Annotated in this window: 1 protein-coding gene and 2 pseudogenes; 2 read left to right on the top strand and 1 reads right to left on the bottom strand. The window is 67.3% G+C overall.

Features of this window, described 5'->3' with window-relative positions; translation table 11 throughout:
* A pseudogene (locus tag BST27_RS32850) lies at positions 1 to 680 on the top strand (PE family protein); the annotation flags it as partial.
* Positions 681 to 748: 68 nt separating this feature from the next.
* Here the strand turns inward: BST27_RS32850 and BST27_RS29840 are convergent.
* Positions 749 to 1267 (bottom strand): annotated as a pseudogene (locus BST27_RS29840) (cupin domain-containing protein).
* Between the two features lie 218 nt (positions 1268 to 1485).
* On the opposite strand from BST27_RS29840, the gene groL reads away from it, so the two are divergent.
* The gene (groL, locus tag BST27_RS29835; RefSeq protein ID WP_069421972.1) at positions 1486 to 3111 is read left to right on the top strand and encodes a chaperonin GroEL; all 1626 of its coding nucleotides are present in this window, start codon (positions 1486 to 1488) and stop codon (positions 3109 to 3111) included.
* The last annotated feature ends 307 nt before the right edge of the window (positions 3112 to 3418 follow it).

Raw genomic sequence — 3418 nt, 5'->3', positions numbered from 1 at the left:
CCTATGACGAGTGCAAGAAACGGGTCCCGGCCACGAGGCTGAATTCCGGCGGACTCGGGGGATCTAGCTCCGGTGGCGGCAACGGCGGCAGCGGCGGGGCCGGTGGGCTGTTCGGCGCTGGTGGCGATGGCGGCACCGGCGGGGTGGCCGCCGCTGGCACGACCGGTGGAAACGGGGGCGCGGGCGGCGCGGCCGGCCTGTTCGCCCTTGCTCCTGGCGGCAGCGGCGGGTTCGGCGGCGATGGCGTCAGCACGTTCCTCTCCACGGGAGGAAACGGTGGGGCGGGCGGCAGTGCCGGGATGTGGTTCGGCTCCGGCGGTGCGGGCGGCGCCGGTGGGTTCGGCGGCAAGAGCGGCGGAGCTGGAGGGGCCGGCGGGAATGCCGGCACGCTCATCGGGTCTGGCGGGGCTGGCGGATCGGGCGGTAACGCGGGTGCTACGGGCGACGGCGTTGGCGGAGCAGGTGGGGACGGTGGCAAATCAGGGGCGATCGGTAACGGCGGTAACGGTGGAAGCGGCGGCGCTAGCGAGGCGGGGGCCGGCACCGGCGGCGCCGGCGGTGTTGGCGGCAGCGCGGTGCTGATCGGCAACGGCGGTAACGGCGGTAACGGTGGCAGGGGCGCGACCGATGGCGACGCCGGGACCGGCGGCATTGGCGGGACACTGCTCGGCGCGGACGGGTTGGCCGGTTTGACGCCGTAGCCGCCTACCGCGGCATGGGTCTGCGGCGGCGCTTGCTTGCCGCTCGTTCAGCTGAATTGGTAGTCCGACTCGACCTCGACGAAGAAGTTGTCACGACGGGGGAACCATTCCGTGCGTTCGTCGTCGGTCAGGTCGGCCAGCGCGGCGAAGCCTTCGAAATAGGCCTTCCGGGGTGCGCCAGGAGCGAACAACATCAGCATCGAGGCGGCTTCGTCGGGCTGGTTGCGGAAACCGTGGATGCCGCCGGGGGGAACGTAGAGGAAGTCGCCCTGATGGGCGTCGGTCCATTCCTTGCAGTCGTAGACATTGACCGTCCCCGACAGCACGAAGAACGCCTCGGACACGGCGCGGTGAAAGTGCGGTCCGGGTCCGCCACCAGCGGGAACGATATCGAAGCGGTATAGCCCGTAATCGCCGTCGGTAGCTTGTTGATTCGCCAGCTAGCGGTACTGGACCCCGGCGAATTCGTAATCCGGTGCCTCGTCCGCCCGCTTGATTCAGGCGCTCGCCTCAGGTGTGTCCTTTGTGTAGCGCGGATCGGGGGAGGGCCGCACGTACAGCGACATGCCTTAGAGTCTGCCGGAATTCAGCCTCGTGGCCGGGACCCGTTTCTTGCACTCGTCATAGGCGAGTGCTAATAATGACGTTGGCACTCGCGACCGGTGAGTGCTAGGTCGGGACGGTGAGGCCAGGGCCCGCGTCAGCGGAAGACAACCCCAGCCGTCCGTCGCGGGCACTGCCCGGCCAGAACGTGTCATCCCCAATCCGGAGGAATCACTTCGCAATGGCCAAGACAATTGCGTACGACGAAGAGGCCCGTCGCGGCCTCGAGCGGGGCTTGAACAGCCTCGCCGACGCGGTAAAGGTGACGCTGGGGCCCAAGGGTCGCAACGTCGTACTGGAGAAGAAGTGGGGCGCCCCCACGATCACCAACGATGGTGTTTCCATCGCCAAGGAGATCGAGCTGGAGGACCCGTACGAGAAGATCGGCGCCGAGCTGGTCAAGGAAGTTGCCAAGAAGACGGACGACGTCGCCGGTGACGGCACCACGACGGCCACCGTGCTCGCCCAGGCGCTGGTGCGCGAGGGTCTGCGCAATGTCGCTGCCGGTGCCAACCCGCTGAGCCTGAAGCGCGGTATCGAGAAGGCAGTCGAGAAGGTCACCGAGACCCTGCTCAAGTCGGCCAAGGAGGTCGAGACCAAGGACCAGATCGCTGCCACCGCAGCGATTTCCGCGGGGGACCAGTCGATCGGCGACCTGATCGCCGAGGCGATGGACAAGGTCGGCAACGAGGGTGTCATCACCGTCGAGGAGTCCAACACCTTCGGCCTGCAGCTTGAGCTCACCGAGGGTATGCGGTTCGACAAGGGTTACATCTCGGGCTACTTCGTCACCGACGCCGAGCGTCAGGAAGCCGTCCTGGAAGACCCGTACATCCTGCTGGTCAGCTCCAAGGTTTCGACGGTCAAGGACCTGCTCCCGCTGCTGGAGAAGGTCATTCAGGCCGGCAAGCCGCTGCTGATCATCGCCGAGGACGTCGAGGGCGAGGCGCTGAGCACCCTGGTCGTCAACAAGATCCGCGGCACCTTCAAGTCGGTGGCGGTCAAGGCCCCCGGCTTCGGTGACCGCCGCAAGGCGATGCTGCAGGACATGGCAATCCTCACCGGTGGTCAGGTGATCAGCGAAGAGGTTGGCCTGACCCTGGAGAACGCCGACCTGAGCCTGCTCGGTAAGGCCCGCAAGGTCGTCGTCACCAAGGACGAGACCACCATCGTCGAGGGCGCCGGTGACACCGACGCCATCGCTGGCCGGGTGGCCCAGATCCGCCAGGAGATCGAGAACAGCGACTCTGACTACGACCGCGAGAAGCTGCAGGAGCGCCTGGCCAAGCTGGCCGGCGGTGTTGCGGTGATCAAGGCCGGGGCTGCCACCGAGGTGGAGCTCAAGGAGCGCAAGCACCGTATCGAGGACGCGGTGCGCAACGCCAAGGCTGCCGTCGAGGAGGGCATCGTCGCCGGTGGTGGCGTCGCCCTGCTGCACGCTTCGCCTGCCCTGGACGAGCTCAACCTGACCGGTGACGAGGCGACCGGTGCCAACATCGTGCGCGTGGCGCTCGAGGCTCCGCTGAAGCAGATCGCCTTCAACTCCGGCCTGGAGCCCGGCGTTGTCGCCGAGAAGGTCCGCAACCTTCCGGCTGGTCAGGGCCTGAACGCGGCCACCGGTGAGTACGAGGACCTGCTCGCGGCCGGCGTTGCCGACCCGGTGAAGGTGACCCGCTCGGCGCTGCAGAACGCGGCGTCCATCGCGGGGCTGTTCCTCACCACCGAGGCCGTTGTTGCCGACAAGCCGGAGAAGGCGGCCGCTCCCGCGGGCGACCCGACCGGCGGCATGGGCGGTATGGACTTCTAAGTCCCTGTTACGAAGGGCCCGGCCTGCGACATCGCAGGCCGGGCTTTTTCGTGTCCGCTTTTGGGGCGACACTTTGCCTGGTATGCGCCGACGCCTTGCCTCGCCGAGTGTGTGGCCTGTGCACCCGCGAGCGTGGCGGTTGGCAATACGCCCCACGTTCGGCGAGCTCGCCTCGTATGCGCCGAGGCGCGGCTCCCGTCGAGTGTGTGGCCTATGCACCCGCGAGCGTCTGCGGTTTCAAGCCATCGATGCAACACCTCTTTGAGTGAGGAGTGTTGTGATGCCCCATCGTGCGATTCAGCCTTCG

This window comes from Mycobacterium intermedium (assembly GCF_002086275.1).
GTDB lineage: Bacteria > Actinomycetota > Actinomycetes > Mycobacteriales > Mycobacteriaceae > Mycobacterium > Mycobacterium intermedium.
Note: the sequence above shows the minus strand (reverse complement) of the source record. Positions and strands in the feature narration are given on the sequence as shown.

Bases quoted from the DNA above. Each gene is read 5' to 3' on its own strand.
- groL (WP_069421972.1), top strand. From the start codon at position 1,486: ATGGCCAAGACAATTGCGTACGACGAAGAGGCCCGTCGCGGCCTCGAG.